Annotated in this window: 24 protein-coding genes; 8 read left to right on the top strand and 16 right to left on the bottom strand. The window is 63.7% G+C overall.

What is annotated here, in order from left to right; translation table 11 throughout:
• Positions 1–10: 10 nt before the first annotated feature.
• The 4 genes from biuH to NKJ32_RS09520 are packed head-to-tail and all read right to left on the bottom strand — an operon-like array spanning position 11 to position 3,924.
• A complete protein-coding gene (gene biuH / locus NKJ32_RS09535; protein WP_352569075.1) occupies positions 11–712 on the bottom strand; it encodes a biuret amidohydrolase in 702 nt (233 codons plus the stop codon).
• 14 nt (positions 713–726) lie between these two features.
• Positions 727–1,653: an ABC transporter permease gene (locus NKJ32_RS09530; RefSeq protein WP_352755643.1), complete on the bottom strand. Its 927-nt coding sequence runs from the start codon at positions 1,651–1,653 to the stop codon at positions 727–729.
• On the bottom strand, positions 1,653–2,777 hold the full coding sequence (locus NKJ32_RS09525; protein ID WP_352827430.1) for an ABC transporter permease: 1,125 nt from the start codon (positions 2,775–2,777) through the stop codon (positions 1,653–1,655). Before NKJ32_RS09525 ends, NKJ32_RS09530 begins: the two co-directional genes overlap by 1 nt.
• 19 nt (positions 2,778–2,796) lie before the next feature.
• The gene (locus NKJ32_RS09520; protein WP_352755647.1) at positions 2,797–3,924 is read right to left on the bottom strand and encodes a BMP family ABC transporter substrate-binding protein; all 1,128 of its coding nucleotides are present in this window, start codon (positions 3,922–3,924) and stop codon (positions 2,797–2,799) included.
• A gap of 322 nt (positions 3,925–4,246) precedes the next feature.
• Here NKJ32_RS09520 and NKJ32_RS09515 point away from each other — a divergent pair, with 322 nt between their 5' ends.
• Positions 4,247–4,906 carry a GntR family transcriptional regulator gene (locus NKJ32_RS09515; protein WP_023677208.1) on the top strand — a complete coding sequence of 220 codons (660 nt, stop codon included), beginning with the start codon at positions 4,247–4,249 and terminating at the stop codon, positions 4,904–4,906.
• A 3-nt stretch (positions 4,907–4,909) separates the two neighbouring features.
• On the opposite strand, the gene doeB is transcribed toward NKJ32_RS09515, so the two are convergent.
• From doeB to ehuR, 10 genes are all read right to left on the bottom strand, one after another.
• Positions 4,910–5,911 carry a N(2)-acetyl-L-2,4-diaminobutanoate deacetylase DoeB gene (doeB, locus tag NKJ32_RS09510; protein WP_023677207.1) on the bottom strand — a complete coding sequence of 334 codons (1,002 nt, stop codon included), beginning with the start codon at positions 5,909–5,911 and terminating at the stop codon, positions 4,910–4,912.
• 5 nt (positions 5,912–5,916) lie between these two features.
• Entirely contained in the window at positions 5,917–7,095 is a 1,179-nt protein-coding gene (gene doeA / locus NKJ32_RS09505; protein WP_352755649.1) for an ectoine hydrolase DoeA, read from the bottom strand.
• 38 nt (positions 7,096–7,133) lie between these two features.
• Positions 7,134–8,126 carry a cyclodeaminase gene (locus NKJ32_RS09500; protein WP_352724536.1) on the bottom strand — a complete coding sequence of 331 codons (993 nt, stop codon included), beginning with the start codon at positions 8,124–8,126 and terminating at the stop codon, positions 7,134–7,136.
• On the bottom strand, positions 8,123–9,115 hold the full coding sequence (gene eutB / locus NKJ32_RS09495; RefSeq protein ID WP_352455381.1) for a hydroxyectoine utilization dehydratase EutB: 993 nt from the start codon (positions 9,113–9,115) through the stop codon (positions 8,123–8,125). The genes NKJ32_RS09500 and eutB overlap by 4 nt, the downstream gene beginning before the upstream one ends.
• A gap of 10 nt (positions 9,116–9,125) precedes the next feature.
• On the bottom strand, positions 9,126–9,899 hold the full coding sequence (eutA, locus tag NKJ32_RS09490; protein WP_352455380.1) for an ectoine utilization protein EutA: 774 nt from the start codon (positions 9,897–9,899) through the stop codon (positions 9,126–9,128).
• On the bottom strand, positions 9,896–10,555 hold the full coding sequence (gene ehuD / locus NKJ32_RS09485) for an ectoine/hydroxyectoine ABC transporter permease subunit EhuD (protein WP_023677202.1): 660 nt from the start codon (positions 10,553–10,555) through the stop codon (positions 9,896–9,898). The genes eutA and ehuD overlap by 4 nt, the downstream gene beginning before the upstream one ends.
• Before the next feature lie 16 nt (positions 10,556–10,571).
• Positions 10,572–11,231 carry an ectoine/hydroxyectoine ABC transporter permease subunit EhuC gene (gene ehuC, locus NKJ32_RS09480; RefSeq protein WP_254819481.1) on the bottom strand — a complete coding sequence of 220 codons (660 nt, stop codon included), beginning with the start codon at positions 11,229–11,231 and terminating at the stop codon, positions 10,572–10,574.
• A 172-nt stretch (positions 11,232–11,403) separates the two neighbouring features.
• Positions 11,404–12,255 carry an ectoine/hydroxyectoine ABC transporter substrate-binding protein EhuB gene (gene ehuB / locus NKJ32_RS09475; protein ID WP_023677200.1) on the bottom strand — a complete coding sequence of 284 codons (852 nt, stop codon included), beginning with the start codon at positions 12,253–12,255 and terminating at the stop codon, positions 11,404–11,406.
• A 65-nt stretch (positions 12,256–12,320) separates the two neighbouring features.
• Positions 12,321–13,106, bottom strand: coding sequence for an ectoine/hydroxyectoine ABC transporter ATP-binding protein EhuA (ehuA, locus tag NKJ32_RS09470; RefSeq protein WP_352699431.1), 786 nt, complete (start codon positions 13,104–13,106; stop codon positions 12,321–12,323).
• 121 nt (positions 13,107–13,227) lie between these two features.
• Complete coding sequence (gene ehuR / locus NKJ32_RS09465) at positions 13,228–14,613, bottom strand: MocR-like ectoine utilization transcription factor EhuR (protein WP_352569064.1); 1,386 nt, start codon at positions 14,611–14,613, stop codon at positions 13,228–13,230.
• Positions 14,614–14,695: 82 nt separating this feature from the next.
• Between ehuR and NKJ32_RS09460 the strand changes: the two genes are divergently transcribed.
• The 5 genes from NKJ32_RS09460 to NKJ32_RS09440 all read left to right on the top strand — a co-directional run bounded on the left by NKJ32_RS09460 (position 14,696) and on the right by NKJ32_RS09440 (position 21,000).
• Positions 14,696–15,187, top strand: coding sequence for an Lrp/AsnC family transcriptional regulator (locus tag NKJ32_RS09460; protein ID WP_352569063.1), 492 nt, complete (start codon positions 14,696–14,698; stop codon positions 15,185–15,187).
• A gap of 415 nt (positions 15,188–15,602) precedes the next feature.
• Positions 15,603–17,096 carry an NAD-dependent succinate-semialdehyde dehydrogenase gene (locus tag NKJ32_RS09455; RefSeq protein WP_352569062.1) on the top strand — a complete coding sequence of 498 codons (1,494 nt, stop codon included), beginning with the start codon at positions 15,603–15,605 and terminating at the stop codon, positions 17,094–17,096.
• A gap of 35 nt (positions 17,097–17,131) precedes the next feature.
• Positions 17,132–18,511 carry an aspartate aminotransferase family protein gene (locus NKJ32_RS09450; RefSeq protein WP_352569061.1) on the top strand — a complete coding sequence of 460 codons (1,380 nt, stop codon included), beginning with the start codon at positions 17,132–17,134 and terminating at the stop codon, positions 18,509–18,511.
• A gap of 9 nt (positions 18,512–18,520) precedes the next feature.
• Positions 18,521–19,669, top strand: a complete 1,149-nt coding sequence (locus tag NKJ32_RS09445) for an alcohol dehydrogenase family protein (RefSeq protein ID WP_352569060.1) — start codon at positions 18,521–18,523, stop codon at positions 19,667–19,669.
• Between the two features lie 218 nt (positions 19,670–19,887).
• Positions 19,888–21,000: a nucleotidyltransferase family protein gene (locus NKJ32_RS09440; protein ID WP_352569059.1), complete on the top strand. Its 1,113-nt coding sequence runs from the start codon at positions 19,888–19,890 to the stop codon at positions 20,998–21,000.
• An 87-nt stretch (positions 21,001–21,087) separates the two neighbouring features.
• Here the strand turns inward: NKJ32_RS09440 and NKJ32_RS09435 are convergent, their stop codons facing one another.
• On the bottom strand, positions 21,088–22,464 hold the full coding sequence (locus NKJ32_RS09435) for an aspartate aminotransferase family protein (protein WP_352455373.1): 1,377 nt from the start codon (positions 22,462–22,464) through the stop codon (positions 21,088–21,090).
• Between the two features lie 166 nt (positions 22,465–22,630).
• Between NKJ32_RS09435 and NKJ32_RS09430 the strand changes: the two genes are divergently transcribed.
• Together NKJ32_RS09430 and ftsZ are read left to right on the top strand one after the other, a co-directional pair.
• Positions 22,631–23,749, top strand: coding sequence for an NAD(P)/FAD-dependent oxidoreductase (locus tag NKJ32_RS09430; RefSeq protein WP_352699427.1), 1,119 nt, complete (start codon positions 22,631–22,633; stop codon positions 23,747–23,749).
• Positions 23,750–23,971: 222 nt separating this feature from the next.
• Positions 23,972–24,979 carry a cell division protein FtsZ gene (ftsZ, locus tag NKJ32_RS09425; protein WP_352796875.1) on the top strand — a complete coding sequence of 336 codons (1,008 nt, stop codon included), beginning with the start codon at positions 23,972–23,974 and terminating at the stop codon, positions 24,977–24,979.
• A 43-nt stretch (positions 24,980–25,022) separates the two neighbouring features.
• On the opposite strand, the gene NKJ32_RS09420 is transcribed toward ftsZ, so the two are convergent.
• Positions 25,023–26,039: a phosphotransferase family protein gene (locus tag NKJ32_RS09420; protein ID WP_352645625.1), complete on the bottom strand. Its 1,017-nt coding sequence runs from the start codon at positions 26,037–26,039 to the stop codon at positions 25,023–25,025.
• Between the last annotated feature and the right edge of the window lie 4 nt (positions 26,040–26,043).

The raw sequence follows: 26,043 nt of genomic DNA, 5'->3' as shown, positions 1-26,043 counted from the left end.
GATCGTGTCCTCACGGCAGCTGCGCGACGAAGGATGCCGAGTTCGACACCACGCCGAACACCCCGCCCTGCATCTTGATCATCTTGATCGCCGCGAGATGGTTGCCGTAGTCGGTTGCGCCGCAGCAATCCTCCAGCATCACGCATTCGAAGCCGCGATCGTTGGCCTCGCGCATCGTCGTGTGGACGCAGACATCGGTGGTGATGCCGGTCAGCACGATGTTTTCGATGCCGCGCTGGCGCAGGATCAGCTCGAGGTCGGTGGCGCAGAACGAGCCCTTGCCCGGCTTGTCGATGATCGGCTCGCCAGCCGCCGGATAGAGGTCGGGGATGATGTCCCAGCCGGGTTCGCCGCGCACCAGGATGCGCCCGCAAGGCCCGGGGTCGCCGATGCCGGCATTGATGCGGCGCGAGCGCCAGCGCTTGTTGGCCGGCAGGTCGGCGAGATCGGGCCGATGGCCCTCGCGCGTGTGGATGATGGTGTAACCCTTGGCCCGCATGGCTGAGAGCACCGACTTGATCGGCTCGATCGGCGCCCGCACCAGCGAAAGATCGTAGCCCATATGATCGACATAGCCGCCCGGCCCGCAGAAATCGGTCTGCATGTCGATGATGATCAATGCCGTATTGTCCGGCCGCAGCTCGCCATTATAGGGCCATGGATAGGGGTCGGCATCGATGTAGCGCTGGGTGATCTCGGCTCTGGCGTTCATCGAAAAAACTCCAGTCATTTGGTGATCGACAACTCGCCCGGCGCGCCGGCAAGCGAGCGGTTCGGCGACGAGGTGGCGATCATGATGATGAGCGTGAGGATGTAAGGTGCGGCGTAGAAGAGATAGTAGCCCTGCGTCACCCCGACCGACTGCAACGCCGGGCCCAGCGCGCCGGCGCCGCCGAACAATAGTGCCGCGGCAAAGCAGCCAAGCGGGTTCCAGCGCGCGAAGATGACCAGCGCCACCGCCATCAGCCCCTGCCCCGACGAGATGCGTTCGGTCCAGCTGCCGGGATAATAGAGCGACAGATAGGCGCCGCCGATGCCGGCGAGCGCACCGCCGACGCCTGTCGCAAGCAGGCGCACGGTGTTGGGATTGAGGCCCATGGCCCGCGCCGCATCGGAGCTGTCGCCGACGACGCGCACGATCAGGCCGGCGCGGGTGTTGCGGAAGGCCCACCACAGGAACAGCGCAAGTGCGGCCCCGATCAGGAACAGCACATTGACGTTGAGCGCCGCCTGCACCTGCGGGATATCCGACCAGCCACCGAAGGCGATGGCCGGCAGGTCTGGTGCCGAGGGCTGGATGAACGGCTTGCCGAAGAAGAAGGCGAGACCGGAGCCGAACAGCATCAGCGCGATACCGATGGCGATGTCATTCACCCCGCGGAATTTGCAGATCCAGCCATGGAACAGCCCGAAGCAAAGACCGGCACCTGCGGCAGCCAGCAGGCCGAGCCATGGCGAGCCGGTCATCACTGCGACCGCATAGGCGGTCATTGCGCCGAAGACCAGCGTGCCTTCGAGGCCGAGATTGATGCGGCCTGAGCGCTCCGTAATGGCTTCGCCGAGCGAGACGAAGATGAACGGCGTCGAAACGCGGATGGCGCCGCCAAGGATGGCGAGCGGCACGCCCCACAGGCCGATCTCGGTCGCGTTCATCAGGAGCCTCTCTTCCACAGATCGGGATTGAAGACCTTGAAGCGGCCGTAAAAAGTTTCGCTGAACAGGATGACCACGAAGAGCATGCCTTGCAGCACCAGCACGGTGGCGTCGGGCAGGTCCATGCGGCGCTGGATCAGCCCGCCCGAAGCGCCGATGCCACCGAGCAGGAAAGCGACCGGGATGATGGCGAGCGGATTGTGGCGGGCAAGGAAGGCGACGAGGATGCCGGTATAGCCGTAACCGGCGGCGAGCGAGGCGTTGGCGCTGCCTTGCACGGCGCCGACCTCCAGCATGCCGGCTAGCCCGGCAAAGCCGCCGGCGAGCCCGGTGAAGCCGACGATCAGCGGCCCGACGGCAAGTCCTTGTACCTGGGCTGCCCTGACATTGCCGCCGGCGACGCGGGCGGCAAACCCCCAGCGCGTCTTTTCGATCAGCAGCCAGGACAGGACGCAGGCGAGAATGCCGACGACCAGGCCCCAGTGCACGTCCATGCCTGGAATGTTGCCGATGCGGTAGGCATCCGCCAGCGGCTCGGTCGAGGGTTTGTTGAGCGAGGCCGGATCGCGCAGCGGCCCTTCGACCAGATGGTTCATCAGCGCGATGGCGATATAGGCCATCAGCAGGCTGGAGATGGTTTCGTTGACGGCGCGGTAGTGGCGGAGTGCGCCGACGGCACCGATCCAGATGCCGCCGGCGACCACGCCCGCCACGCCCATCAGCAGGATGACCAGAAAAGCCGGCGCGCCATTCGCCGCGACGCCGATGGCGGCGGCGGCAACGCCGCCCAGCACGATCGCGCCTTCGCCGCCGATGACGACAAGGCCGAGCCGGGCCGGCAGCGCCAAGCAGAGCGCTGCCAGCAAAAGCGGTGCTGCCCGCGACAGCGAGTTCTGGATCGAGAACCACGAGCCGAAGCCGCCGCGCCACATCGTCTCGTAGAGTTGCACCGGCGATTTGCCGACCAGCGCGATGAACAGGCTGAACAGCGCCATGCCGACGATCAGCGCCGCAAGCGGGATGACAAAGGCTTCCGCCCGCCGCGCCGCCCATTCGAGCGCCGCCTGATAATTCCTGGCGCCAAACAGCGCCGGTGCGCCCGCAGTGCTGACCGTGTCTGCCATGGCCCGTCTCCGATCCGGTTCAGGCGGTCGAACCGACGACGCCCTCGACCAGATAGTCCATGCTTTCGAGCTCGAGCGCGGTCTCGACGAAGGCCTGGCCTTCGGTCGCCACGACGACGCCCTTGTTGCTCTTCAGCGGACCCTTGATGACCGAAAACCCGCCTTTCATCATTTCGGCCAGCGTGCCGTCGAACTGCTTGCGGGCGGCATCGCCGACGGCGGGGCCGAGCGGGCTCATCTTGACGAAGCCGTCGGCAAGGCCGCCGCGCGTGAAGTTGGGCAGCGGCGCGCCGGCCACCAGATCGTCGACGAACATCTTGTAGACCTTGGCCCAGTTCCATTCCGCGCCGGTCAGGTATTTTTCCGGCGCCAGCGGGCTCTGGTTGGCATGATAGCCGCAGATGAAGGCGCCACGCCCGGCCGCAGTCTCGACCACCACCTTGGGGCTGTCGACATGACAGGTGATGACGTCGGCGCCCTGGTCGACCAGCGCATTGGTGGCCTCCGCCTCCTTGACCGCCAGCGACCACTCGCCGGTGAAGATCACCTGGCAGGTGATGGTCGGGTCGACCGAGCGCGCGCCGAGCAGGAAGGAATTGATGTTGAGCAGCACCTGCGGGATCGGCTTTGCCGCGACGAAGCCGAGCTTCTTGGTCTTGCTGGTGTGACCGGCGACGACGCCGTTCAGATACTGGCCCATGCCGATATAGCCGAAATAGGAACCGGCATTCATCGGATGCTTGTCCTTGTTCCACATGCCACCACAATGGCGGAACTGCACGTCGGGGAATTTCGCGCACATGGCGAGCATGTGCGGATCGAAATAGCCGAACGAGGTCGGGAAGATCAGCGACGCACCGTCGAGATTGATCATCGATTCCATCGTCTTCTGAACGTCGACCGTCTCCGGCACGTTCTCCTCCTCGACGACGGAAATTCCTTCGATCCCCTTCAGCGTGGCGGCCCCTTCGGCATGCGCCTGGTTGTAGCCGTAGTCGTCCTTTGGCCCGACATAGATGAAGCCGACGGTGGCCGTCGCGGCGAAGGCCCTGCTGATCGGAAACGATGCGGACGCAAGGCCGAGCGCCGCTCCGGCGGCGGAGGTTTTGAGCAGGTCGCGGCGGCTAAGCATGAATCTCTTGGACATTGAATGCTCCCTCTGTGGGGCCTTTGGGGCCGGTTAACATCTCAATGAAAGAAGTGTATGCAATCAGCATGCCAGTTTCAGAAATGAGATTTATTCAGTAATATCAATGAGTGTTCCGATGTGGACTGCACAAAGCCGGAGCAATTGCATACACTTTTTGCCTCCAAAATCGCCAATTTGACATGAAGGCTAAAACATAGGCATACAGAGATGCGGAGGAATCGAAGCCGGTGAGTGGCTTACGGCTCTAGCGAAAAGACTGGACGGAGGAGACGTGTCGGGAAAGCGCAATTTGATCAGGTCGGGCACGACCGTCGATCAGATGGTGAGGGCGATCAGCGACCGGATCGTCACCGGTTTCCTGCGCCCGGGCGAAAAGCTCGACGAGGCCTCGCTCGCCGCCCGCTTCGACGTCTCACGCACGCCGATCAGGGAAGCGCTCAGCCGGCTCAGCGCCATGGGGCTGGTCGAAAGGCGGCCGAACCGCGGCGCCACCGTCGCCGTGGTGACGCAGGAGCACCTCGCCTCGATGTTCGAAAGCATGGCCGAGCTTGAAGCGATCTGCGCGCGGTTCTCGGCCGAGCGCATGACCGCTGGCGAGCGCCGCACGCTGGAGGCCGAACACCAGGCCTCGGCGCGCTTCGTGCAGCTCGGTGCCGAAGAAGAGTATGAGCTTTTCAACACCGAATTCCACACCCGGCTCTATCGCGGCGCCCACAGCAAGCACATTTATGAACTGACCGTCATGACCCGCGGCCGCCTGGCGCCGTTCCGGCGCGCGCAATTCATGCTGCCCGGGCGGCTGGCCCAGTCCTGGCAAGAACATGACGCCATCGTCACCGCAATCATGCGCGGCGACAGTGCGGCGGCCGGAACAGCCGCCAAGGATCATGTCTCGATCGTCAGCGAGGCGAGCGCCGTCTTTGCGATCGGCGATCGCCCCAAAGGCAGGACCGAGCCGTTCCCGACATCGGCTTCCTAACCGTCAATCGACCAGCACGGCGACCACGGCAGCGCAGTCGCCGGCCTTGACCAGCCCCGGAAAATGCCGCGCCGCCAACAGACCGGACATTTTGGCCCGGATCTCCTGCGGAGCGCCGCCGGTGCGGCCTATGGAATGGATACGTGCCAGCACCTGGTTCTCTGCCACCGGCTCGCCGAGATCGATCATGGTTTCGATCATCCCGTCGTCCTCGGCGAACGAGAAGCAATCGCCGGACGGCATGTCGAGCCAGCGGGTTGGCTGCATCTCGACCGCGCCGGCGACGATGCCGGCATGGCGCAGCACATTGAGCACGCCGCGACGTGCGATCCGCACCGTTTCCGCGCGCGAAGTCCCGCCGCCGCCAAGCTCTGTGGTGATGAACAGCTTGCCCATCTCTTCGGCGGCAGTGTCGAACATGCCGACCGCGTCGATCTCCAGCATTTTCATCGACCATGGTGCGGAGAAGGCTTCAACCGCAGCGAAACCCTTCGCTTCCAGCACCTTGTCGGGCCGGATGTGGGCGGCGCAGAACGGCACGAAGTCGAGCGTCTTGCCGCCGGAGTGGAAGTCGAGCGCGATGTCTGTACGGGGCAGAAGCTCGCGCTGGAAATAATCAGCGATCTTCTCGGTCACCGTGCCGTCGGGCCGGCCGGGAAAGCTGCGGTTGAGATTGCCCTTGTCGATCGGCGAGGTGCGCGTGCCGGCGCGGAACGCCGGATAGTTCATCGCCGGCACGATGATGATCGTGCCGCTGACTTGCTTCGGGTCGAGCGTACGGGCGAGGTCATAGAGCGCCAGCGGCCCCTCGTACTCGTCGCCATGATTGCCGCCGGTGAGCAATGCGCTCGGCCCCTTGCCGTTGCGGATGACGCAGATCGGGATCATCACCGATCCCCAGGCGGAATCGTCGCGGCTGTAAGGCAGGCGCAGGAAACCGTGCTGCACGCCGTCGCGCTCGAAATCGACGGTCGGCGTGATCGGTGACGGGCGAAGGCTGGACATCGGGCTCAATTCTTCACCACCAGTTTGCGCGGCACATTCGCCAGGCACTCGACGCCCGTCTCGGTGATCAGGATGGATTCGGTGATTTCCAGCCCCATCGTCTCAAGCCACAAGCCGGTCATGAAATGGAAGGTCATACCGGGCTTCAACTCGGTGCGGTCGCCTGGACGCAGGCTCATCGTGCGCTCGCCCCAGTCAGGCGGATAGGAAAGCCCGATCGGGTACCCGGTGCGGTTGTCCTTGACGATGCCGTACCGCTTCAGCACCGCGAAGAAGGCGTTGGCGATGTCCTCGCATGTGTTGCCGGGCTTGGCGGCGGCAAGTCCCGCCTCCATGCCTTCCAGCGTCGCCTTTTCGGCATCGAGGAATTCCTGCGTCGGTTTACCAAGGAACACGGTCCGCGACAGCGGGCAGTGATAGCGGTTGTAGCAGCCGGCGATCTCGAAGAAGGTGCCCTCGCCCGATTTCATCGGCCGGTCGTCCCAGGTCAGATGCGGCGCCGATGCGTCGGCGCCCGACGGCAGCAGCGGCACGATCGCCGGATAGTCGCCGCCGATGCCGTCGACGCCGCGCGTGCCGGCATCGTAGATCTCGGCGACCAGGTCGCATTTGCGCATGCCGACCTCGATCTTGTCGACGATGCGCTGGTGCATCGCTTCCACGATGCGGGCGGCCTTGCGCATGTAGTCGATTTCGGTCGGGCTCTTCACCGCGCGCTGCCAGTTGACGAGTGCCGTGGCGTCGACGAAGCGGGCATTGGGTAAGTGCTTCTGCAGCGCTGCGAAGGCAGCGGCCGAGAACCAGTAATTGTCCATCTCGACGCCGATGCTGAGCTTGCCCCAGCCGCGATCGGAGAGCACGCTGGACAGAAAATCCATCGGATGGCGCTGGGTCGACTGCACATAGTGGTCGGCATAGCCGACGATGTTGTCGTGCGCGAGATAGGCGGTGCGCTTGGCGCCGTTGGCGTCCTGGCCGCGCCCGTACCACAGCGGCTCGCCCGACGGCGGCACGATGACAGCCTGATGCACATAGAACGACCAGCCGTCATAGCCGGTCAGCCAGGCCATGTTGGACGGATCGCTGACGACGAGCAGATCGACGCCCTTGGCCTCCATCGCCTTCCGCGTCTTGGCGAGGCGCTCCGCATATTCGCCGCGCGAGAATTTCAAGTTGGGCTGCATTGTTCTTGGTCCTCGTTTGTTGGGCCTTGCGGCCAGCATCAGCTTTCGAAAATCGTACCGGTCTTGGCCGCACGCGCACGGTCGCGGGCGAGCGTGGCGATCGCCGTGTCCTGCACGCCGGTGCCGGTCAGGTCGGCAATGGTGATGTCGCTGTCCGAGCGCCGGCCATGCCTTTCGCCGGCGATGATGTGGCCAAGCTCGGTGATTTCGGCATCGGACGCCATCACGCCCGCCGCGATAGCATGGTGCAGTTCGCCCAGCCGCCGCGTCTGTTTGGCGCTATCGGCGACGTAGAGATCGGCCATGCGCAGGATCGCCGGCGCGATCTCGTTCTTGTGCTCGGCATCCGAGCCCATGGCAGTGATATGCTGGCCGGCGGAAACGAAGCCGGCCTTGATCAGCGGCTCGGTCGACGGCGTCGTGGTGACGATGATGTCGGCATCGGCCGCAGCCTTTGCCGCGTCGGGCTCGGCGTGAACGGCGATGCCCAGTCTTTCGGACAATGCGTCGGCCGCGGCCTCGGCCTTGGCGGCATCCCTTGCCCAGATGCGAGCCTCGGTGATCGGCCGCACCAGCATCAGCGCTTCGAGCTGCAGTCCGGCCTGAACACCGGCGCCGAAGATCGCGGCAACGGAGGAACCCGGCCGCGACAGATGCTTGGCGGCAACCGCGCCGGCCGCCGCCGTGCGGATGTCGGTGAGATAGCCATTATCGAGCAGCAGCGCCTCGACCAATCCGGTTTTCGCCGACAGCAGCACCATCATGCCGTTGACGCTGGGCAGGCCGAGCTTGGGATTATCGAAAAAGCCGGGGCTGATCTTGATCGCAAAACCGTCGATACCCGGTACATAGGCGGTCTTGACGTCGACCTCGCCGCGATGCTCGGGAATGTCGAGCCGAAGGATCGGCGGCATCGCCACCGGCAAGGTGGCGAGCGCCCGGAACGCGTTCTCGACGCAGGCGATGGCATCAAGATCGAGCTTCACGATCTTGCGCAATTCAGCTTCGGTGAGGATCGTCATCCGGCTCATGCTGCGCTCTCCGCAATTGCTTCGCCGCAGATGATCTTGCGGTGCAGTGTCATATCGATGTTGCGGCCGGACAGCACGAGCACCGTCGGGCCGCTCGCCCTGACCTTGCCGGCAAGCACGGCTGCGATGCCGACCGCGCCGGCGCCTTCGACGATCTCGCGCTCCTGTTCATAGGCATGGCGGATGCCGGTGGCGATCTCGTCCTCGCTGAGCAGGATCACATCGTCGAGCAGGTCGCGGCACATGGAAAAGGTCAGCCGGTTGTCGAGGCCTATGCCGCCGCCGAGGGAATCGGCCAGCGTCGGCAGTTCCTCGACCAAAACCGAATGTCCGGCGTCGAGGCTCGCCTTCATCGCCGCACCGCGCGCCATTGAAACGCCCATCACCTTCGTCGCCGGGCTGACGCCCTTCACGGCAGCAGCGACGCCAGCCGCCAGCCCACCGCCGGAAAGCGGCACCAGCACCAAGGCGGCGTCCGGAACCTGTTCGATGATCTCCAGCCCGAGCGTGCCTTGCCCGGCGACAATGGCAGGATGGTCGAAGGGCGGCAGCATGATCAGCCCCTCTTCCGCGACCAGCCGTTCGACCTCCCGCTGCGCATCGTCCTGGCTGTTGCCGACGATGCGGATCTCGGCGCCGAGCCGACGGATCTCGTCCAGCTTGTTCTGCGGCACCAGCCGCGACATGCAGATCGTCGCGTGGATGCCTTGCAGTCGAGCAGCATAGGCAAGCGCCCGGCCGTGGTTGCCGGTCGAGGCAGCGACGACGCCACGCGCCCTCTCCTCGTCTGTCAGCGAAGCGATAGCGTTCGAGGCACCGCGCAGCTTGAAGGCGCCGGTGGTCTGCCGATGTTCGAGCTTGAGATAAACAGGAGCGCCCAAGTGCTGGGAAAGACTCCGGGAAGGAACGGTCGGCGTACGCTCGATCTTGCCTGCGATGCGCTCGCGCGCGGCGCGGATATCGGAGAGGCTTATCCTGGACGTGGTCATGGCTCTGCAATCAGTTCAGCGGCAGCGTCATCAGACGGCCGAATTCAGGACGCGACATCTTATCTCCGCAAAGCCGCAGGCAATTCCAGGCCGTCGCCTGGTTGCTGGTGACGACAGGGCGGCCGATGGCCTCTTCCATACCCACAACTGCCGCCGCGGACCGCAGTGCCGTGCAGGAGACAAACAGCGCGTCCGAGTGTTCGGCCGTCGCCTCGCGAGCCAGATCGACCAAGGATTTCGGCGCAATCCGCGCCATCTCGCGGTCGTCCTCGAAGCCGAGGCAAGTGAAGCTGGCGATCTCGAATCCATGCTCGCTGAAATAGGTCGCCATCGGCCGGCTGGTCTCGACCGTATAAGGGGTAAGAATGCTGATCGTCCTGGCGCCCAGCGCCTTCAGGCCGCGCACGCCGGCCATCGGCGGCGTAACCACCGGCGCGCCGGGTTTCGCGGCCTGCACCGCCGCCTCGATTTCGGCATCGCCGATCACGACGGAAGCTGAGGTGCAGGAATAGCAGATCGCATCGAGCGGCTCGTCGGGCAGGATCAGGGCCGCGGCCGCCGTCAGTGACGGCTGCATCTTGCGCAAATTGTCCGGCGTCGTCGGGTTGGCGTAGGGGATGCGCGCGACATAGATGCCGATGCGGTCGCTTGCCACCATGCGGTGAAAATCCGGTTCGCTCGTATGGTCGGTGGCAAGGATGATCAGGCCGACCCGCTTTTCCAGCGGACGCGCATCGAGCGGCGGCCGGGCCGAGTGCAGGCGGATATCGGGTGCAGCGCTCATCGTTCGATCCGCCCATAACGGTGTTCCAGCCAGCGCAGCAGCACCACCGAGAACAGGCTGATGGCGAGGAAGAAGGCGCCGACCAAGGTGATCGGTTCGATATACCGATAATAGGTATTGGCGACGCTCTTGGCCTGGTTCATCAGTTCCAGCACGGTGATCGCCGACAGCAGCGGCGTCTCTTTGAACATGGCGATGAAATAATTGGCAAGCGCCGGGATCATCGGGGGGATCGCCTGCGGAATGATGATGTGCGTCCAGGTCTGGGTGGCGTTTAGATTGCAGGCCTTGGCCGCTTCCCACTGGCCGCGGGGCACATTGTCTATGCCGGCGCGGTAGACCTCGGCCGTGTAAGTTCCGTAATGCAGCCCGAGACCGATGACGCCCGCCACCAGCGGCGGCAACAGGATGCCGAAATCCGGCAGCACGTAGAAGATGAAATAGAGCTGCACCAACAGCGGCGTGCCACGGATGAACTCGGCAAGGAAACCGACGGTGCGCGACAGAGCCCTGTTCGGCGACCGGCGCGCCAACGCGATGCCCAGCCCAACGATGGCCGCCAGCACCGAGCCGAGCAGCGTCGCCAGGATGGTGATCTTCACCCCCTCGATCAGCGTCGGCAGGATCTGCCGGACAAAATCCCAATCCCATTCCATTAGCAGGCCCGATCCATCATACGCGCACCCCGTCGAGGCCACGAGCCATGCGGCGTTCCAGCGACCGCACGCCCCAGGAGATGAGCAGCGCCAGCACGAAATAGATGACGAGGATGGTGCTGAACGGCACCAGAGTATTGCCGGTCTGCGAGCGCACCACCTGCGCCTGGAAGGTCAGGTCGGCGAGCGAGATTAGCGAAACGACGGCGGTGGCCTTGAGCAATTCAATGGCGTTGTTGCCGAAGGTTGGCAGCATCACCAGAAGCGCCTGCGGCAGGATGATATGGCGCATGGCTTGCCAGCGGCCGAGATTGAGGGCGGTGCAGGCCTCATATTGTTCGCGGCCGATAGACTTGATGGCGCCACGCACCACTTCCGCCGCATAGGCGCCGACATTGAGGCCCAGCGCCAGCACCCCGGCCTGCAGCGGCGTCAACGAAATGCCGGCAAAAGGCAGCACGAAATAAGCCCAGAACAGCTGCACGAAAATCGAGGTGCCGCGGAAGAACTCGATATAGGCGGTGGCCAGCGCGCGTAGCACGAAAAACCGCGACAGCCGCCCCAGCCCGGCAAGAAAGGCCATGACCAAGGCCAGCACCGACCCCATCAGCGTCAGCTCGATGGTGACAAGCGCTCCTTGCAATATCAGGCCGAAATAGCCGGACCATTGGGTCATTGGGGCTAAGCGTTTCCTCGCTTGGTGATCATTGCAGAACGCCGGCGCCGCCCCTCATCCGCCTGCCGGCACCTTCTCCCCGTTATAGGGACGGGGAGAAGGGTGAAGCTCCAGCGTTGACGCCCCCCTCTCCCCGTTTTTGACGGGGAGAGGCTAGGGTGAGCGGCACTTTTTACTTCGCCGAGCAGAGCTTGTCGCGGCTCGTCGACATTGCCGCCGCCGCCGAGAAGCCGTAAGGCTCGATGATCTTGGCGAACTCGCCGGACTTCTTCAGTTTCGCCAGCTCGACATCATAGGCGTCGCGCAGCGCTTCGTCGCCCTTCTTGAAGGCCGCGCCGTCGCAATAGACCGGCGCACCGACCACCGGCGCGATGACTTCGAGGTTCGGATCATTGGCTTTCTTGACCAGGTCGTTGATCGACAGCACGGGCAGCGAATAAGCATCGATGCGGCCGTCCTGCAGCATCTTCAGGCCGCTCTGGCCGTCCGGCACGACGATGACGCGCTCGCGCGGCACACCTGCGGTGAGCGCCAGCTTCTCTTCAGTGCCGCCACCCGGCGCGCCGATCGTGGCGCTCGCGTCCTTCGCGACGTCCTCGTAGCTCTTGAAACCCTTCGGGTTGCCCTTCTTCACCAGCATCGCCTCGGCGTCGCACAGCACCGGTTCCGAATAGGCGACCGCAGCACAACGTTCCGGCTTCATGAACAGGCCGGCAGTGACGACGTCGAAACGGCCGGCCTGCAGGCCGGGAATCATGGCGCCATATTCCGAGATCGAGGCGACGATATCGTTGACGCCAAGGCGCTTGAAGATTTCACGGGCAACGTCAGGCGCCGCACCCGAAACCTTGCCGTCGGCAGCGACCGCCGTATAGGGCGGCTCGTTGGCGATGGCGACGCGGGCAAAGCCTTGCGCCTTGAGCTCTTCGAGCTTGCTGTCGTCGGCCGAGCCGGCCGTCGAGGCGGCCAGCACCGCCGTCAGCGCAATACCGGCGACGCCGGCCAAAATGGCAAATTTCTTCATTGTTCCCAACTCCTTGTTTGTCTGTCTTCTTGGCTTGCTTGAGGCGTCGCCGCCTCGCATGGCAGTCAGACCCGATGTCCGGCCGCAATGATCTTCTTCAGGAAACCTTGCGTACGCTCCTGTTTGGGATGGCGGAAAATCTCGTCGGGCTTGCCCTCCTCGACTATTCTGCCGCGATCGAAGAACAGCACCCGGTCGGCGAAGTCATGGGCGAAACCCATCTCGTGGGTGACCAGCAGCATGGTCATGTCGGTCTCGGCGGCGAGCTTGCGCATGACGTTGAGCACCTCGTCGACGAGCTCAGGGTCGAGCGCCGAGGTGACCTCGTCGAACAGCATGATTTTCGGCGACAGCGCCAGCGCCCGCGCAATCGCGACGCGCTGCTTCTGGCCGCCTGAAAGCTGCGCCGGCATCGCCTTGGCCTTGTCGACCATGCCGACCATGTCGAGCAGTTCCATCGCCCGCTTTTCGGCGGCGGCCCGCGGCACGCCTTTGGTCAGCATCGGTGCCAGCGTCACATTGTCGATGACGCATTTGTGCGGAAACAGATTGAACAGTTGGAAGACCATGCCGATCTTCTGGCGCATCTTTGCCAAATGCCGTTCATCGGCCGTCAGCAGCCGGCCGTTACGCTCCATGTGGTACAACTGTTCGCCGTCGACCTGGATGTGGCCGCTGTCGATACGCTCTAGCGTCATCAGGATGCGCAGGATCGTCGTCTTGCCCGAACCCGATGGACCGATCAGTGCCAGCTTCTCGCCGGGCATGACTTGCATCGAGAGGCCGTCCAGCACCCTGAAGGTGCCGAAGCTTTTTGAAATGCCGTCGATCTTGATGATGGGAGCCGACAATGAATTTCCCGTGCTGGAGAAGCTTGCCTTTAACGATGCGGATCGCGGCAAATCATGTCAATCAAGAAAATAATATCATGACAATATTTCGGATTCCGCACAATTTCGCGCCATTTGTCGCCTAGATCGCAAGCAGGAGATGCTCGGGATCGCCGAGCAGAAGCTTGGTGACAACGCCGAGACCGGCACGCAGTTCCCCCTCCGTGGTCGAGCCCAGCGAAATCCGTACGGCTGGATGCCAAGGCATCTGCGAAATGCGAAACGACGTGCCGGGCGCGATCGCCACGCCCTGCAGGCGGGCCTGGGAAACAAAGCTTTCCTCACCGCGGTCATCGGGCAGTTGCAGCCAGATATGCAGCCCGTCGCGATGAGCCCGATAGTCCACTCCGGCGAGCACCTCGGCGGCGATGTCCAGACGCCGCCGCAAAGCCATACGCTGCCATCGAACGAGTTCCATCGCGGTGCCGTCGGTCACCCATTTGCTGGCGATCTCGGCCACCATCGGAGTCGCCATCCAGTTCGAGACCAGGTGGCGGTTGGCAACCGCGGCGACATAACGATCGGGCGCCGCGAGATAGCCGATGCGCAGGCCCGGCACCACGATTTTAGTGAAGGAGGTGACATACAGCGTGCGCTCGGGGGCAAACGCCGCGACGGGCGGCGGCCGATCCTCGACCAGCGGGCCGAGCACGTCGTTCTCGATGATGGCGATGTCGTGCCTGCGCGCCACCGCCGCGATCTGCTCGCGCCGGCCGGCATCCATCAGGGTGGCCGTAGGGTTGATCACCGACGGCTGCACGAACACGGCGCGGATGTCCGACAGCCGGCAGGCCTCGTCCAGCGCTTCCGGGATCAGCCCATTGTCGTCGATCGGCAAACCCTCGAGATTGAAGCCGAGATAACGCGCCAGCGGGATCAGCGTGTGGTGACCGATCGCCTCGGTGGCGACGGTCGAGCCGGGCGGCGCCACGCTCATCAGCGCCACTGTCATCCCTGCGGTGGCGCCGTTGGTCAGGCTGATGTTCTGCGGCGACGCGTCGAGGCCACAGAGGCGTAGCCACTCGACACCCACCGCGCGGTGGCGCGGGAACACCATGTTCGGCCTGAACGACAGTGCCGAGCTCGACGGCAGGTTTTCGGCGAGCCAGCCCAGCGCCTGCCTCAGCCGCTCCAGATGCATCGGTTCGCAGACCGGCTTCAGGATGGAGAGATCGATGACCTCGCCCAGCCGCTCCGGCAGATAGGGGGGCTCCGGCTCGCGGCGCTGTGTCTGCACGAAGCTGCCGCGGCCGACCTCGCCGGACACCAGCCCGCGGCGGATCAGCTCCTCATAGGCGCGGCTGACCGTCTGCACGGAAAGTTGCAGATCGTCAGCCAACTGCCGGTGCGTCGGCAATCGCGCACCGTTGGCCAGGCGCCCGTCATGGATGGCCCGCGCGAACTGGTCGGCGAGCGATTGATAGGCCGGCCGCCGGATAAGAGCGGGATCTGGTCGCCAAAATGTCATGACTTATTAGAGATCGAAATCAGTGCAATTGACAATCGAAATAATGCGCCGTCATGGTGTCCGGCACTGGAAGTGGGCGATCATGGCTGCAGCGAAACTCGATCCGATCGATATGAAAATCCTCGACGCCATCCAGCGCGACGGGCGCATCACCAAGCTGGCGCTGGCCGAGAAAGTCGGCCTGTCGCCGACGCCGTGCTGGATGCGGCTGCGCAAGCTGGAAAAGGCCGGCATCGTCTCGGGCTACCATGCCAGGATCGCCATGCGCGCCATCGCGCCGGTCGCTACCGTGCTGATGGAGGTGACGCTGGCTAGCCACCGCCAGGCCGACTTCGACCGTTTCGAGCGCGTCATCCGCGACATCCCCGAGATCGTCGCCTGCTGGTCTGTCGGCGGCGGCGTCGATTACCTGCTGAAGGTGATGGCGCGCGACATCGACGCCTATCAGCGGCTGGTCGACACTCTGCTCGAGCGCGAGATCGGCATCGACCGCTATTTCACCTATATCGTCACCAAGACGGTGAAGGAGGAGAGTGTGCTGCCGGTGGCGGACCTGTTGCCGGCGCAGTCGTGAGGTCGATCTGCCGGACCACACGTCTAGGAGATTGGTCGAGACATTTGTTGCTTCGTCATCCTGGGGCGAAGCAAGGAGCGAAGTGACGCGGCGCAGACCCCAGGATCCATTCCGTGACATCAGGGCGCCGCCACGGCGCAGAATTCTGCTCCGCTGCATTCCCTCTGCGAAGGTCACGGAATGGATCCCAGGGTCTCCGCGACGGAGCTTCGCTCCTGCTTCGCCCAGGGATGACGAGGCTGAGGAGGTGCAGCCAATCTCTCCACGGTTTGCTACAGTCTGACGTACGGCCGGAGAGATCGTCTGCCCGCTCGGTGCAATAGAGACAATCTCTCTACGTGCAGGCACGCAAACAGCCTCTCTGTTTGCGCGGCAGAGATAGTCTTGCGGCATCACCCGAACCGGGAGCCCGATGATGTCCGCACATTTTGCCCGCTCGCACCGCCATGAAGCGCTTGATCGCCTTGCCGACCGGCGGCTGCTGCGCGAACTCGCCTATGTCGCTGGCCACTGGACGGCGAGCGAGACCGCGGAGAGTTTCGAGGTGACCGATCCGGCCACCGGATCCACCGTCGCTTTCGTTGCCGCGCTCGATGCCCGGCAGACCACATTGGCGATCGATGCGGCATCGCGCGCCTTTCCTGCCTGGCGCGCATTGCTGCCGCAGGAACGGTCGAAAATCTTGCGAAAATGGTTCGATCTGATCGTCGCCGCCAAAAATGACCTGGCCCTGCTGATGACGCTAGAACAAGGCAAGCCGCTGAAGGAATCGCGCGGCGAGATCGACTACGCCGCCTCTTTTGTCGAATGGTATGCCGAGGAGGCCAAACGCCTCAACGCCGAAAGCGTCACCAGCCATCTGCCAAACGCCGAGATGGTGGTGCGACGCGAACCGCTTGGTGTCGTCGGCGTCGTCACCCCGTGGAATTTTCCCGCGGCCATGCTGACCCGCAAGGCGGCGGCCGCCCTCGCCGCCGGCTGCACCATCGTCGCGCATCCTTCCTCGGAAACGCCGCTGTCTGCACTGGCGTTGGCCGAGCTTGGCGAACGTGCCGGCCTGCCGGCTGGCGTGTTCAACGCCCTCACCGGCAGGGCTTCGATCATCGTCGGGCGGATGTGCGAAGACCCGCGGGTTCGCGCCATGAGCTTCACCGGCTCGACCGAGATCGGCAGGTTGATCGCCGCGCAAAGTGCGCCGACGATGAAGCGTCTGGTGATGGAGCTTGGCGGTCATGCGCCTCTGATCGTCTTCGCCGACGCCGATCTCGACAAGGCTGTGACCATCGCCGTCGACGCTAAATTCGCCACCTCCGGCCAGGACTGCCTCGCCGCCAACCGCATCTATGTCCAGCGTCCGATATACGATCGGTTCTGCGCTGCTTTCGCCAAACGCGTCGAGGCATTGCGGGCCGGCAATGGCCTCGCTGACGACACCGAAATCGGACCCTTGATGCACGAACGCGCGGTCAAGAAGGTCGAGGAGCAGGTGGCCGATGCGCTCGCCAAAGGCGCGCGTTGCCTGACCGGCGGCAAGCGCCATCCTGCCGGGCCGCTGTTCTACCAGCCGACCCTGCTGGCCGACGTTGGAGACGACGCTTTGATCATGCGCGAGGAGACCTTCGGTCCGGTTGCGGCAGTGACGCCTTTCGACAGCGAAGACGAAGTCGTCGCCCGCGCCAATGCGACAGAGTACGGCCTGGTCGCCTATGTCGTGACTGAAAACGGCGGTAGGCAATTGCGCATCGGCCGCGCGCTCGACTATGGCATGGTCGCCATCAACCGCGTCAAGATCACCGGCGCGCCGGTCCCGTTCGGCGGCGTCAAGCAGTCCGGCATCGGCCGCGAGGGCTCGCGTCACGGGCTCGAAGCCTTTACCGACTTCAAATATCTCTGCCTCGACGTGGCGTAACGCCCCGTCAGGCTTTTGCTTTCAAGGAGTAAAAAATGCTCGACCAGTCCAACGAACTCGCCGCCTGGGATCGCGATCATTTCTTCCATCCCTCGACCCATATGGGCACGCATGCGCGTGGCGAGAGCCCGACGCGTGTGATCGCCGGTGGCGAAGGCGTCACCATCTGGGACAATAACGGTCGCAAGAGCATCGATGCCTTCGCCGGACTCTACTGCGTCAATGTCGGCTATGGCCGCCAGAAGATAGCCGACGCCATCGCCGCGCAGGCCAAGAACCTCGCCTATTACCACGCCTATGTCGGCCACGGCACCGAGGCATCGATCACGCTTTCCAAGATGATCATCGACCGCGCGCCGCAGGGCATGTCGAGGGTCTATTTCGGCCTCTCCGGTTCCGATGCCAACGAAACCAACATCAAGCTGATCTGGTACTACAACAACGTGCTCGGCCGGCCGGAGAAGAAAAAAATCATCTCGCGCTGGCGCGGCTATCACGGCTCCGGCATCATGACCGGATCGCTGACCGGCCTCGACCTGTTCCACAACGCCTTCGACCTGCCCCGCGCGCCGGTCCTGCACACCGAGGCGCCCTACTATTTCCGCCGCGCCGACCGCTCGCTGAGCGAGGAGCAGTTTTCGCAATACTGTGCCGACAAGCTCGAGGAGATGATCCTCGCCGAAGGGCCGGAAACAGTCGCTGCTTTCATCGGCGAGCCGATCCTCGGCACCGGCGGCATCGTGCCGCCGCCGGCCGGCTACTGGGTAAAGATCCAGGCGGTACTGAAGAAGTACGACGTGCTGCTGGTTGCTGACGAGGTCGTCACCGGCTTTGGCCGGCTGGGCACCATGTTCGGCTCCGACCATTACGGCATCAAGCCTGACCTGATCACCATCGCCAAGGGCCTGACCTCGGCCTATGCGCCGCTCTCCGGCGTCATAGTCTCAGACAAGGTCTGGCAGGTGCTCGTCCAAGGCTCCGACAAGCTCGGCTCGCTCGGCCATGGCTGGACCTATTCGGCGCACCCGATCTGCGTCGCCGCCGGCGTCGCCAACTTGGAACTGATCGACGAGATGGACCTAGTGCGGAACGCCGGCGAGACCGGCGCCTATCTCCGCGCCGAGCTGACGAAAGCCGTCGGCGGCCACAAAAACGTCGGCGAGGTGCGCGGCGACGGCATGCTGGCGGCGATCGAGTTCGTCGCCGACAAGAACGATCGCGTGTTCTTCGACGCCACGCAAAAAATCGGGCCGCAGGTCGCGACCACCCTTGCGGCAAGCGGCGTCATCGGCCGGGCCATGCCGCAGGGCGACATTCTCGGTTTCGCGCCGCCGCTCTGCCTCACCCGCGAAGAGGCCGACATCGTCGTGTCGAAAACAGCCGATGCGGTGAAAAGCGTGTTTGCCGACATCTGAAGAACCGACATGAATGCCATGACCAAGACCCTCCCCGCCACCATGGCCGCCGTGCAGCTGATCGGTCACGGCGGACCGGAAAAGCTCGTCTACCGCACCGATGTGAAAGTGCCCTCGCCCGCCCGGGGCGAAGTGCTGATCAAGGTCACCGCTTGCGGCATGAACAACACCGACGTCTGGGTGCGCCAGGGCGCCTATGGAACGGAGGAGGATGCCGCCGCTGTGTCGACCTGGCGTCGTCAGGGCAATACGCTGAGCTTCCCGCGCATCCAGGGCACCGACACGGTCGGCAACATCGTTGCCGTCGGCGACGGCGTGTCGCCGGCCCGCATCGGCGAGCGGGTGATGGTCGATTTCTCCATCTACAATCGCGACGACGATTCACTCGCCGACATCGACTATATGGGCCACGGTCGAGACGGCGGCTATGCCGAATACCAGGCGGTGCCTGCAGAGAATGCCCATGTCGTCGATACCGATCTGAGCGACGTCGAGCTTGCCACTTTCTGCTGCGCCTATCTCACCGGCGAGCAGATGCTGGAACGCGCCGCATTGAAGGCCGGCGAGCGTGTGCTGGTCACCGGCGCCTCGGGCGGCGTCGGCTCGGGCATCGTGCAGCTGGCGCGGGCGCGCGGCGCCATTCCCTATGCGGTTGCCGGCAAGGGCAAGGAACAGGCCGTGCGTGACATCGGCGCCGAGGCGGTGATCACCCGTGGCGTTGCCGATCTGCCGGCCGCCGTCAGCGCGGCGACCGGGGGCCAGCCGATCGACGTGGTGGCCGATCTGGTCGGCGGCGCGATCTTCAACGACCTCCTGCGCATCTTGAGGCCGGAAGGCCGCTATACCACGGCTGGTGCAATTGCCGGCCCGGTCGTGCAGCTGGATCTGCGCACCATGTATCTGAAACAGCTGCAACTGCATGGCTCGAGCCAGGGCACACGGGCGGATTTCCGCCGCATCGTGCGCTACATCGAGGAGAAGAAGATCCGGCCGCTGGTCGGCGGCGTCTACAAGCTGTCCGATTTCCATCGCGCCCAGGCGGATTTCATCGCCAAGGATTTCGTTGGCAAGCTGGTCGTCGTGCCGGATGCGATCGCCAAAATAGCGCGTCGACCAAAAACGCCTATGACAGGCTCGGGCCGTTCGCGGACGCGGTGAGGTCGAGCGCCACATCCAAGCAGCGTTTTCGTGATGGCTTTGTTTGTCTGAATGAGCAAAACCCATTCTGATTTGGCTGCACGCCGGCAACAAGGATTCCTGACCCTCTCTGCGGCGTTATAAGGTTTTCGCGATTTTCTTATAACTCCCGCTTGCGTCCCTTGAGGTCATGCCGCTATAAGAGAACCGCATTTTTCTTATAACCGGAGCCGCCTGACATGAAGACGGTCGACCTCGTTTACCGCACGATGTATGCGGAACTCGTCCAGCGATCCTTGGACGCAGCCTTCGAAACGGATTTCCCTACGACGGGCAATCTCGTCAAGGTGCCCGTCAAGGGCAAGGTATACTGGTATTTCGAGGAAACGCAGCCGACGAAGACGCGACGGTATGTCGGGCCTGACAGCGATCCCGAGATTGCAAAACGCGTCGAATCCTTCCGTCAGATCAAGGACGACCTCCGCGCCCGCAGGAAGCTGGTATCCACGCTCGTGCGCGAGGCAGGGCTGACAGAACCCGAAAGGTTCACCGGGGATGTCGTCGAGGCGCTGGGGAAGGCTGGCATCTTCCGCTTGCGCGGCGTCCTGGTCGGCACAGTCGCCTTTCAGTCCTACGCGGGCTATCTGGGCGTGAAGCTGCCCGGTGCAGCGTTGCAGACGGGCGATGCAGACTTCGCCCTATTCCATTCCGTGTCGGCCGCGGTCGAGGACAGCCTGCCGCCCATCCTCGAAATCTTGAGGGAGATCGACCCAACCTTCAGGGAAATCCCTTACAGATCAGATCCCGGACACGCGACGCAATTCGAGAACGCAGTCCGATACAAGGTCGAGTTCCTTACACCGAACACGGGCAGCGATGACTACGCCGATCATGCAACCTCGATGCCGTCTTTGGGCGGTGCATCCGCGCAGCCTCTTCGGTTTCTCGATTTCCTGATCCACGAACCAATCAGAACTGTGCTGCTGCATCGATCGGGAGTGCCTGTCGTGGTACCGTCGCCCGGACGATATGCGGTTCACAAGCTGATCGTTGCCTCGCGCCGACAGAACAACGCAAACGGCGTGGGCAAGCGGGAAAAGGATGTCCACCAGGCAGCACTTCTGGTCGAGGCACTGGAAGCTACCCGTCGCCAGGACGATCTCGCCATCGCGTTTTCGGAAGCGTGGGACAGGGGGAAACATTGGCGTGAAGCGATACAAAAAGGACTTGGCTTGATTCCCCAGAAACAGCGTGGCGACGTCGAGGCGACGATCGTCAACGCACTTTCAGGAATCGGCGAGGAACTGGAAGGATTCAGCGGCTCATCTGCGAAAACAAAGCACGGAGACTAAACGGCAGCAACGGGTGTGGAGGGTAACCTTCTGCCAGCCGTCGCCGAGGCGTTTTTGTTTTCAGGTTTCAAAATCGACTTTGCCTATTCAGCTCTGCGATCGGACCTGCTTGACGGCAGCCTCGAGCGACCGTTCAAACGCGTCGATCACCTGGTCGACCTGCGGCTCGGTGATGATCAGCGGCGGGCAGAAGGCCAGCGCGTCGCCCATATTGCGCGAGATGACGCCGTTCTGCTGCATGAAGCCGTTGACGAGCCCGCCCAGTTCACCGGTCTTCCCCCACGGCGTCTTGTTTGCCTTGTCGCCGACCAGCTCGACCGCCGCGACCAGGCCGATGCCGCGCACCTCGCCGACAAGCGGGTGCGAAGCGAGCGTGCGCAGCCGCTTCTGCAAATGCGCGCCGACCGCACGCGCATTGCCGACAAGGTCGCGCTCCTCGATCAGCTTCAGGTTCTCGAGCGCGACCGCTGCCGCAACAGGATGGCCGCCGCCGGTGAAACCGTGGCCGAAGGTGCCGATACGGTTGCTCTCGTCGGCGATCGGCTCGAATACCTTGTCATTGATCAGCAGGGCTGAGATCGGCAGGTAGGACGAAGAGATCTGTTTCGACAACACCATGATGTCGGGCCTGATGCCGAAGGTCTGCGAGCCGAACATCTCACCTGTTCGGCCAAAGCCGCAGATCACCTCGTCGGCGATGAGCAGGATGTCGTATCTCGATAGCACCGCCTGTATCTTCTCCCAGTAGCCGGCCGGCGGAACGATGACGCCGCCGGCGCCCATGATCGGTTCGCCGAAAAAGGCGGCGATGGTTTCCGGTCCTTCGGCGAGGATCAGCTTTTCCAGCTCGTCGGCGAGCCGCGTCGAAAACAGCTCTTCGCTTTCACCCGGCAGCGCCTCGCGCCAATGGTGCGGCGTCGAGGTGTGCAGCACATTGGCGATCGGCAGATCGAACGAAGTGTGGTTGTTGGGCAGTCCGGTCAGGCTTGCCGAGGCGATGGTGACGCCGTGATAGCCCTTCTTGCGGCTGATGATCTTCTTGCGCGCCGGCTGGCCGAGCGCATTCGACCGGTACCAGATCATCTTCATGGCCGTATCGTTGGCCTCGGAGCCGGAATTGGTGAAATACGCCTTGCTCATCGGCACCGGCGCCATCTGCACCAGTCTCTCGGCGAGATCGATCAGCGGCGAATGCGATTTGGAGCCGAAATCGTGATAGTAAGGCAGCTTCGACATTTGCCGTACTGCCGCATCGACCAGCCGCTTCTCCGAAAAACCGACCGCGACGCTCCAGAGCCCCGCCATCGCCTCGATATAGCGGTTGCCGGCAAGGTCCTCGACATAGATGCCGTCGCCCTTCTCGATGACGAGCGGCCCCGACTCCTGATGCTTGCGCGCATTCGTATAGCCATGCATGTGAAAGCTTATGTCGCGGGCTTCGGGTGAATTCGGTCTTGCGTCCATGACGGCTCCTGTGCTGCACGCGGAACAGTCCTGCCGCCGGTCCGGCTCAGCAGGTCCCCGTGCGTTATGCCGTTTGATGCATCTTTCTCGAACGGTATAGTGTCAAGCGCTTTCGACAGGGCCAGCGGATGGATGGACGCATGCAGAACTTCGGCTTGACCTGACCGTGGACCATGTCGACTGCATTGTCGCCGGCGCCGGCGTTGTTGGCCTGGCGATCGCGCGAGAGATGGCGCAGCGCGGCATCGATACGCTGGTCCTGGAAGCCGAGAGCGCTATCGGCACCGGAACAAGTTCGCGCAATTCCGAGGTCATCCATGCCGGCCTCCACTATCCGGTTGGATCGCTGAAAGCCCGGTTCTGCGTGGCCGGCCGGGAAAGACTCTATCGCTATTGCGAGGAGCGGGCGATCCCGCACGCGCGCTGCGGGAAGCTCATCGTTGCCACAAATGCCGAACAGGAGCCGGTGCTCGCCTCAATCCGGGCCAATGCACGCGCTTGCGGCGCCGGCGACCTGGTGCCGTTGCGCGAAGCCGAGGCGCATGCGCTGGAGCCCAGCCTTAAGTGCACGGCGGCGCTGCTGTCGCCCGCCACCGGCATCATCGACAGCCATGCCCTGATGCTCGCCCTGTTGGGCGACGCCGAGGAGCACGGGGCGGCACTTAGTCTCAACACGCGCATCGCCTCCGGCCGCATCGAAGCAGGCCGCGTCGTGCTCGAGACGGTGGACGCTGCCGGCGGCGAGCGCTTCGAGATCGCCACTCCGCGTTTCGTCAATGCCGCCGGGCTTGGCGCCGCAGCACTTGCCGGTTCGCTTGAAGGGCTCAATCAGCAATTCGTGCCAAAGCTCCATTATGCCAAGGGCAATTATTTTTCGGTGGCCGGCCGGGCGCCGTTCTCGCGATTGGTCTATCCGGTGCCCGAACCCGGCGGGCTCGGTGTTCATCTGACGCTCGACCTCAATGGCGTCGCCCGCTTCGGGCCGGACGTCGAATGGACCGATCAACTCGACTACCGCGTCGACCCGGCTCGTGGCGAGCGCTTCTACAGCGAGATCCGCAAATACTGGCCGGACCTGGCCGATGGCAGCCTGCAACCCGCTTACAGCGGCATCCGGCCAAAACTGTCCGGTCCCGGTGAGGCCAATGCCGACTTCGTCGTCCAGGACGTGGCGGTGCACGGCGTGGATAGCCTGGTCAACCTGTTCGGCATCGAAAGCCCCGGCCTGACCTCCTGCCTGACGATTGCCGACCATGTCGCGCAGTGCCTCGCGCCGAAGTTGTAGCGTGCGGCGCCCCGCGCCGCGATCTGCACTGTATCAAGGCGCATTGCGTGAACTTTCAGACGCAAGTCCCCTATGAGGCACATCGCGCACTTGCAGCCCGCTCCGCGCTCTGATTCCCTGCATTCTGGGGCTGTCCTGATTCGCACTGCCCGGTTCAGAGTTTTCGCAGTGCGCCCGGGACAAGCTTCCAGCGACCACTCGGCGTATCCAGGGAGAACGGCAATGAACACCGCGACGAGGCCGGTAATCTCGGAGATGAGGCCCAAGATCACCGTCGTCGGGGTCGGCGGCGGCGGCGGCAACGCCGTCAACAACATGATCGCCGAAGGCCTGCAGGGCGCGGAATTCATCGTCGCCAACACCGATGCCCAGGCCCTTGCCATGTCGAAGGCAACGAGGCTGATCCAGTTGGGCGCTCATATCACCGAAGGTCTCGGCGCCGGGTCCCTGCCCGAGGTCGGCCGTGCTGCGGCCGTGGAATCCATCGACGAGATCATGGATCACCTTGCTGGAACGCACATGTGCTTCGTGACCGCCGGCATGGGAGGCGGAACCGGCACTGGTGCCGCGCCTGTGATAGCGCAGGCAGCGCGGGCAGCCGGAATACTGACCGTTGCCGTCGTCACCAAGCCATTCGTCTTCGAAGGCAGGCGCCGCATGTACGCTGCCGATGAGGGCATCGAGCGCCTGCGCGAAAGCGCCGATACCGTCATCGTCATTCCCAACCAGAACCTGTTCAGGATCGCCGACGCCAGAACCACGTTCGCCGACGCCTTCGCCATGGCCGACCGGGTCCTCTATGCGGGTGTCGGCTGCATCACCGATCTGATCGTCAAGGAAGGCCTGATCAATCTCGACTTCGCCGATGTGAAGTCGGTGATGCGCGACATGGGCCGCGCCATGATGGGAACCGGCGAAGCCGCCGGAGAAGGCCGCGCCAAGAAGGCAGCGGAAGCGGCAATCGCCAACCCGCTGCTCGACGAAGCTTCGATGATGGGCGCCAAGGGCGTCCTTGTCTCGATATCGGGCGGCTTGGACATGACGCTGTTCGAGGTCGACGAAGCCGCTACCCGCATCCGCGAGGAGGTCGACAACGATGCCGACATCATCGTCGGCGCCATCTTCGACAAGGCACTCGCCGGAAAATTCAGGGTGTCGGTCGTGGCGACCGGCTTGCGGCGTGGCTTGGAGATTCCACTGCTTGCCGAACCGGAAGTTCGCATGAACTGAACGCGTATCGCTGCAACTCGCTCAGCCGACTGCCAGCCTCGCGTCACCAGGGCCGCGCGCCGTCGATGACTTCCATGGCGCGTGCAGCAAAACGGCCGGCCAGCGGTGCCACATCCGCCGCATCGGCCGCAACCGCGCTGCCGGCCAGCACGCGGTCGGCGATGCCGACGAAGATCACGGCAAAGCGGAACATGGCAAACACCAGATGGAACCGCTGCAGCGGCGCCGTCGGCACGGCGTGGGCGAAGTAATGATCGAGGAATTCGCGCTGTGTCGGAATCCCGAGGGCTGCCTGATCAAGGCCGAGGATGCCGCCATATTCGTCCGATGAGGAATGCCAGGGCATCGAGCAGAAGCCGACATCGGCAAGCGGATGACCAAGCGTCGACAATTCCCAGTCGAGAATGCCGATCACCTCGGGCCGCTCGGGATGGAAGATGAGATTGCCGAGACGGAAATCGCCATGCGCGATCGAGACGCGGCCGTCATCTGGCGGAAGATGTCGCGGCAGCCATTCGGCGACGGCTTCGAGCGCGGCAATGCGCTCGCTCGGCGATTCCCGCAACTGTCTGGTCCAGCGCGCGATCTGTCGCTCAAAATAGTTCCCGGGACGGCCATAGTCGCCGAGCCCGACCTCTTCCGGCCGGACTGCGTGCAGCTTTGCCAGCGCCTCGGCCATGCCGAAATAGATGCCGCGCCGCTCGTCCGGCGCCAGTCCCGGCAACGCGCCATCGTGGAACACCCGGCCGTCGAGCCGCTGCATCAGATAGAACGGCGTGCCGAGCGGCTCGTCGCCGTCGTGATAGAGCACCGGCCGCGGCACCGGCACCTTTGTCGATGCTAGCGCCTTGATCACCCGGTACTCGCGATCGACTGCATGAGCGCTGCGCAGGATCGGTCCCGGGGGTTTCTTGCGCAGAACCATGCGGCGGCCGCCATAGTCGACGAAATAGGTCGGGTTGGATTGGCCGCCGACGATCCGCTCAAGCGACATTTGGCCATCGCCAAAATGCGCTCTCAGAAAATCCTCCAGGCGTACCGGATCGAAATCCATCCTCATTGCC

Origin of the sequence: Mesorhizobium sp. M0159 (assembly GCF_040322295.1) — a bacterium.
Taxonomy (GTDB): Bacteria; Pseudomonadota; Alphaproteobacteria; order Rhizobiales; family Rhizobiaceae; genus Mesorhizobium.
Note: the sequence above shows the minus strand (reverse complement) of the source record. Positions and strands in the feature narration are given on the sequence as shown.

What these genes read in the sequence shown, in the direction of transcription:
- biuH (WP_352569075.1), bottom strand. Translation starts at nt 712, where the DNA reads ATGAACGCCAGAGCCGAGATCACCCAGCGCTACATCGATGCCGACCCC.
- NKJ32_RS09530 (WP_352755643.1), bottom strand. Translation starts at nt 1,653, where the DNA reads ATGAACGCGACCGAGATCGGCCTGTGGGGCGTGCCGCTCGCCATCCTT.
- NKJ32_RS09525 (WP_352827430.1), bottom strand. Translation starts at nt 2,777, where the DNA reads ATGGCAGACACGGTCAGCACTGCGGGCGCACCGGCGCTGTTTGGCGCC.
- NKJ32_RS09520 (WP_352755647.1), bottom strand. Translation starts at nt 3,924, where the DNA reads ATGTCCAAGAGATTCATGCTTAGCCGCCGCGACCTGCTCAAAACCTCC.
- NKJ32_RS09515 (WP_023677208.1), top strand. Translation starts at nt 4,247, where the DNA reads ATGGTGAGGGCGATCAGCGACCGGATCGTCACCGGTTTCCTGCGCCCG.
- doeB (WP_023677207.1), bottom strand. Translation starts at nt 5,911, where the DNA reads ATGTCCAGCCTTCGCCCGTCACCGATCACGCCGACCGTCGATTTCGAG.
- doeA (WP_352755649.1), bottom strand. Translation starts at nt 7,095, where the DNA reads ATGCAGCCCAACTTGAAATTCTCGCGCGGCGAATATGCGGAGCGCCTC.
- NKJ32_RS09500 (WP_352724536.1), bottom strand. Translation starts at nt 8,126, where the DNA reads ATGAGCCGGATGACGATCCTCACCGAAGCTGAATTGCGCAAGATCGTG.
- eutB (WP_352455381.1), bottom strand. Translation starts at nt 9,115, where the DNA reads ATGACCACGTCCAGGATAAGCCTCTCCGATATCCGCGCCGCGCGCGAG.
- eutA (WP_352455380.1), bottom strand. Translation starts at nt 9,899, where the DNA reads ATGAGCGCTGCACCCGATATCCGCCTGCACTCGGCCCGGCCGCCGCTC.
- ehuD (WP_023677202.1), bottom strand. Translation starts at nt 10,555, where the DNA reads ATGGAATGGGATTGGGATTTTGTCCGGCAGATCCTGCCGACGCTGATC.
- ehuC (WP_254819481.1), bottom strand. Translation starts at nt 11,231, where the DNA reads ATGACCCAATGGTCCGGCTATTTCGGCCTGATATTGCAAGGAGCGCTT.
- ehuB (WP_023677200.1), bottom strand. Translation starts at nt 12,255, where the DNA reads ATGAAGAAATTTGCCATTTTGGCCGGCGTCGCCGGTATTGCGCTGACG.
- ehuR (WP_352569064.1), bottom strand. Translation starts at nt 14,613, where the DNA reads ATGACATTTTGGCGACCAGATCCCGCTCTTATCCGGCGGCCGGCCTAT.
- NKJ32_RS09460 (WP_352569063.1), top strand. Translation starts at nt 14,696, where the DNA reads ATGGCTGCAGCGAAACTCGATCCGATCGATATGAAAATCCTCGACGCC.
- NKJ32_RS09455 (WP_352569062.1), top strand. Translation starts at nt 15,603, where the DNA reads ATGTCCGCACATTTTGCCCGCTCGCACCGCCATGAAGCGCTTGATCGC.
- NKJ32_RS09450 (WP_352569061.1), top strand. Translation starts at nt 17,132, where the DNA reads ATGCTCGACCAGTCCAACGAACTCGCCGCCTGGGATCGCGATCATTTC.
- NKJ32_RS09445 (WP_352569060.1), top strand. Translation starts at nt 18,521, where the DNA reads ATGAATGCCATGACCAAGACCCTCCCCGCCACCATGGCCGCCGTGCAG.
- NKJ32_RS09440 (WP_352569059.1), top strand. Translation starts at nt 19,888, where the DNA reads ATGAAGACGGTCGACCTCGTTTACCGCACGATGTATGCGGAACTCGTC.
- NKJ32_RS09435 (WP_352455373.1), bottom strand. Translation starts at nt 22,464, where the DNA reads ATGGACGCAAGACCGAATTCACCCGAAGCCCGCGACATAAGCTTTCAC.
- ftsZ (WP_352796875.1), top strand. Translation starts at nt 23,972, where the DNA reads ATGAACACCGCGACGAGGCCGGTAATCTCGGAGATGAGGCCCAAGATC.
- NKJ32_RS09420 (WP_352645625.1), bottom strand. Translation starts at nt 26,039, where the DNA reads ATGAGGATGGATTTCGATCCGGTACGCCTGGAGGATTTTCTGAGAGCG.